The organism is Acetonema longum DSM 6540, from assembly GCF_000219125.1.
Classification (GTDB): domain Bacteria; phylum Bacillota; class Negativicutes; order Sporomusales; family Acetonemataceae; genus Acetonema; species Acetonema longum.
The window spans coordinates 1-340 of the sequence record NZ_AFGF01000293.1; the positions used below are offsets into that span (position 1 = coordinate 1).

At 52.1% G+C, this 340-nt stretch carries 1 rRNA gene; it reads left to right on the plus strand.

From position 1 onward, the window contains the following. Positions 1-228: 228 nt before the first annotated feature. A 23S ribosomal RNA gene (locus tag ALO_RS20395) occupies positions 229-340 on the plus strand; the annotation flags it as partial.

Below are 340 nucleotides of genomic sequence, written 5' to 3' on the forward strand. Positions count from 1 at the left end.
TAAGTAACCTCTCCTAATAAGAGAGAACTTAACGAGCGCAAGAGGATTTAGTTCAGGCAATGAACGTTGCCAAACCGAATTGACTCTCTGTCAAGGTTGGCCAGAAGTCGACAGATGCAAGGCACAGTCGAGAACCGAACGCAGGCGTACTGGAAGTAGGTCGGAGTGAGGCTCGCAGACTGTACACAGCAGATGGCGGCTTATGGACGACCGTCTTATGGAGAGAGAAGTCAAGTAAGTAAGGGCATACGGTGGATGCCTAGGCGCCAAGAGCCGAAGAAGGACGCGGTAAGCTGCGAAAAGCCACGGGGAACTGCAAGCGAGTATTGATCCGTGGATG